The sequence below is a fragment of the Candidatus Frankia nodulisporulans genome, assembly GCF_902806475.1.
GTDB classification, from domain to species: domain Bacteria; phylum Actinomycetota; class Actinomycetes; order Frankiales; family Frankiaceae; genus Frankia; species Frankia umida.
Window position 1 is genome coordinate 1 of record NZ_CADCWS010000324.1, and the last position, 3,982, is coordinate 3,982.

Annotated in this window: 5 protein-coding genes; all 5 read left to right on the forward strand. The window is 67.2% G+C overall.

What is annotated here, in order from left to right:
- Window positions 1-122 precede the first annotated feature (122 nt).
- Window positions 123-386, forward strand: a complete 264-nt coding sequence (locus G6R24_RS24610; RefSeq protein ID WP_476727365.1) for a VOC family protein — start codon at window positions 123-125, stop codon at window positions 384-386.
- The gene (locus G6R24_RS24615) at window positions 314-505 is read left to right on the forward strand and encodes a VOC family protein (RefSeq protein ID WP_263864090.1); all 192 of its coding nucleotides are present in this window, start codon (window positions 314-316) and stop codon (window positions 503-505) included. Before G6R24_RS24610 ends, G6R24_RS24615 begins: the two co-directional genes overlap by 73 nt.
- A gap of 482 nt (window positions 506-987) precedes the next feature.
- Window positions 988-2,187 carry a DUF3500 domain-containing protein gene (locus G6R24_RS18960; RefSeq protein ID WP_225438735.1) on the forward strand — a complete coding sequence of 400 codons (1,200 nt, stop codon included), beginning with the start codon at window positions 988-990 and terminating at the stop codon, window positions 2,185-2,187.
- Between the two features lie 28 nt (window positions 2,188-2,215).
- Complete coding sequence (locus tag G6R24_RS24620; protein ID WP_244957092.1) at window positions 2,216-3,688, forward strand: HupE/UreJ family protein; 1,473 nt, start codon at window positions 2,216-2,218, stop codon at window positions 3,686-3,688.
- On the forward strand, window positions 3,615-3,982 hold a 368-nt coding region (locus tag G6R24_RS21730; RefSeq protein ID WP_338084473.1), incomplete at its 3' end, for a hypothetical protein. The genes G6R24_RS24620 and G6R24_RS21730, both read left to right, overlap by 74 nt.

The following is a 3,982-nucleotide window of genomic DNA, read 5'->3' on the forward strand; positions in this document are numbered from 1 at the left end:
TCTGCATAAGCCTCACCGACTACCGGCGCCCCCTCTCGACCTACCCCACAGCATTCTCCGCGATCCGGGCACTCTATTTCTATTCCATGAGTTCTGCATAAGCCTCATGCTATGGTGCGCCCGTGTCATCGATCAAGCAGTTCCAAGTCACCTTTGACTGCGCTGAACCTGAGCGCGTGGCTCGCTTTTGGTGCGAGGTGCTGGGGTACGTTTTTCGCCTCCCCCGAAAGGGTTCGCCACCTGGGACGACTTCAACGACTCCCGGTTTCCCGAGAATCAGGGTTCATGGGTTGCCTGCATTGATCCCTCAGGTTTGGGCCCGCGACTGTTCTTTCAGCGCGTTCCCGAGGGAAAGGTCGTCAAGAATCGGCTGTATCTTGACGTGAGGGTCGGCTCCGGGCTCGTGGGTGAAGAGCGCCTCGTCACGCTCGAAGCCGAATGCGCACGACTGGTCGCGCTGGGCGCGTGCGACTGCTGTATGACGGCCACGATTCCTGCATCGTGATGCAGGAATCGTGGGAAACGAATTTTTTCTTGACTGAGTATCCTTCGGGACCGGCGAGGTGGGGAGCCGTCTTCCTTGAGCCTCTCTTAAAGCCGGTCCCGTGTGGGGCGGGAGTTATCCCGCGAGAGCAAGGTCGTGCGGTCGGGCGGTGCCGAGCATCGCGGTGCGGTACAGCCATCCGTACAGCTAAACTCTCCCGTTGTGGACGGAGCACGCTCGTGCGCCGCGGCCCGTTCCTCATCTCACGGAGTGGTGAATCGAAGGCGGTACTCGGCAGAGCTGGTTGTCCGTCCTGTTCGCATGCGTTCTCATCCGCGCGTGTTTCTGACGTACCCCGCGTGGGGGAACGGCCGCCGTTATGCACGAGAGATTCACAGCGGGCGGACAGCGGGCTCACAGGAAACACGGACAGCGTTGTGGGAGCGCAGGCGGCCTGCCTGCAGGTGGATGTCGGACCTCCTCGACCCGGAACGGACAGATCCATGACCAAGCTTCGCCGCACCATCGTCACGCCGATTGCGGCAGCAGCACTGTTCTCCGCGGTCACCGCCTGTGGCAGTGACTCCGACGCCGACACCAGCTCGACCTCAGCCTCGACCTCAGCCTCGACCTCGACCTCGACCGCTGGCCCCTCGGGCGCACCGAACGGATTCCCCGGCGGTGCCCCGGGCGGCGGTGGTCTGCAGACCTTCACGGCCGTCGATCTTGACACCGACGGCGCGAACGCCTCGGGCGCGAACACCACCGAAGTCGTGGCCGCCGCCACCGCGTTTCTCGCCACCCTGGATACGAGCACCGCCGGGAAGGTCAGCTACGACTTCGCAGACAGCGAATCCCGCCAGACCTGGTCGAACTACCCGGCCCAGCAGGTGCCGCGTAAGGGCATCGCGCTCTCCGAGCTTGACGGTGACGCCAAGCCCGCCGCGATGGCCCTCGTGAAGACCATGCTGAGCGCGCAGGGGTATGCCCAGGTGCAGACGGTCCAGCAGGCCGACGACTGGCTCAGGGCGAACAGTGCCTCCGGTACCGACAGCTTTGGCTCGGACTCCGACTACTACATCGCGATCTACGGCAAGCCCTCGGCGACCGGCTCGTTCATGGTCCAGTTCGGCGGCCACCACCTGGCCCGCAACTACACCTACAAGGGCGCCACGGTCAGCATCACACCGGACTTCACCGGTACCGAGCCGAAGTCCTTCACGATCGGCAGCACCGCGGTGGAGCCGATGAAGGAGAAGGCCGACACGCTGTTCGACGTCTTCGACTCTCTGCGCGACGACCAGGAGGCGAAGGCCAAGCTGTCCGGCACCATCGACGACATCCTGATGGGCCCGGGCGTGGACAGCGGGAAGTTCCCCGCGACCCAGGGCGTGGCCGTCAGCGACCTGTCCGCGGAGCAGCGCACGCTCGTTCTTGACGCGATCGCTGCCTGGGTCAACGACGCCTCTCCCGGCGCCGCCGCCTCGCTGATGAAGATCTACACGGCCCAGCTCGCCCAGACCCACGTCGCGTTCGCCAACAGCGACACCGTCGACGGCGAGAGCACCTACCTGCGCATCGACGGACCCCGCGTGTGGATCGAGCTCGTCAACACGCGCAGCCAGAGCACCCCGAACGTTCATTACCATGGCGTCTACCGAGACAAGACCGACGACTATGGCAGCACCAATCCCAGCGCGTGATCGGTCGCCACGACGGGGAGCGGGCGTCGTGCTGACCGCCCTCCGACGAGCCCTGAGTCTGTTCGCCGGCATCGTCGCCGTGGTCGGCGTCGTCCTCGCGCTCGCGCCGCAGGCCTTGGCGCATCCGCTCAACACTTCGGCGGTGCGGCTGGACGTCGGCGAGCGCATCGTCACCGCGACCGTCGACCTGCCCTTGGACCAGCTCGGCGTCGCGCTGGACGAACGACTCACCGCGGCCGCCGTCCTCGACGTCGCGACGCTGTCCGAGCTGCGTGCCTACCTGCGGAGAGACCTGTCGGCGACGGACTCGACCGGCCGGACGTGGGTGACCCGCGTCGCCGGCGGCCGGGTCGAGTCGATCGACGGTGCTGCCAACCTCGTCCTCGACGCCACCCTGACACCCAGCTCTGGCAGGGTGGGTGACTTCGTGCTCCACGACGACGCCATCGTGGACAAGCTCGTCTCGCACCGGGTGTTCGTCTCGGCCCGGTACGGGAGCACGGGCCCGTACACCACGGTGGCGATGCTGTCGTGGCAGACCCAGTCGGTGCCGGTGGCGGCCCTGTCGTCGGCGGCGTCCGCAGCCCCGACAACCGAGCGTCAGGGCCTCGTGTCCGCACTCCACCTCGGTGTCGACCACATCAGCGGGGGCAGTGATCATCTGCTGTTCCTGCTCATGCTGCTGCCCGCCCCCCTGGCCGCCGTGGGGCATCGGTGGGCAGGCCGGCAGGATCTCGGGCGCGCGGGCCGGCGGGTCCTGCACGTCGTCACGGCGTTCGCCCTCGGTCACTCCATCACCCTGGCGCTGGGCGCGATGGGCTGGGTGCAGCTGCCCGCCCGGCTCGTCGAGAGCGGTATCGCCCTGTCCGTTCTGGTCTCGGCCATCCACGCCGTGCGCCCCCTGATACGCCGCGGCGAAGTGCTGATCGCCGGTACGTTCGGCCTGCTGCACGGGCTGGCGTTCGCCGCGCTCCTGGGCGAGCTCGACCTCAGCCGCAGGAGTCTGCTCACGACCCTGCTCGGCTTCAACCTCGGCATCGAGATCACCCAGCTGGTTGTCGTGGCGCTGGTGATGCCCTCCCTGATCGTGATCAGTCGCACCGTCGTCTACCCGGCACTGCGGATCGCGATCGCCTCGCTCGGGGCAGTGCTCGCGACAGCCTGGTTCGCGCAACGGTCCGGCCTGATGTCCGGCAATCCGCTCGAACCGGTCGGCGAGCTCCTCGTCGAGCATCCGCTCATCCTGGCAGCCGGGCTCGCCGTCGTCGCAGTCCTCTGCGAGCTGGCTCGACGGGCCGGACCCCTGGCCCGGTGCGGGGGACTCGTCACCGGCGCTGTGGCTGAGCGGCCTGCACAAGGTCTTCGCGGACAACGTCGCGGTGAACCGGGTGGACCTGACGGTCGCGAGAGGGCCGTTCCTCGGTCTGGTGGGGCCCAACGGTGCCGGCAGGACGACGGCGCTGTCGATGGCTGTCGGGCTACTGCGGGGCATCCCCGATGACGTGCTGGCGCAGCGGACCCAGGAGCTGCTCGACGTGATGAGTACTTCGGACAGCAGCGTCGTTCCGGCCAGGACCGGCTCGATGACCCGTCGCACCCGTGGCTCGGTCAGCTTGTCCACCAGCGAGTCGAGATGCGTCGCGCGGGCGAGGATCCACCGCTCCTTCGCCAGCTCCACCTGGTCGCCCGTGATCGGTGTCGACACGGGAACAGCCATCTCGTCGGCGCTGAAGTTCCTCCAGGCCGCACAACGTCACGACATCCACCAGGTGATCGCCGTGTTGCCCGGCTGCCG

Coding starts and splice junctions, on each gene's coding strand:
- G6R24_RS18960 (WP_225438735.1), top strand. CDS start 988: ATGACCAAGCTTCGCCGCACCATCGTCACGCCGATTGCGGCAGCAGCA.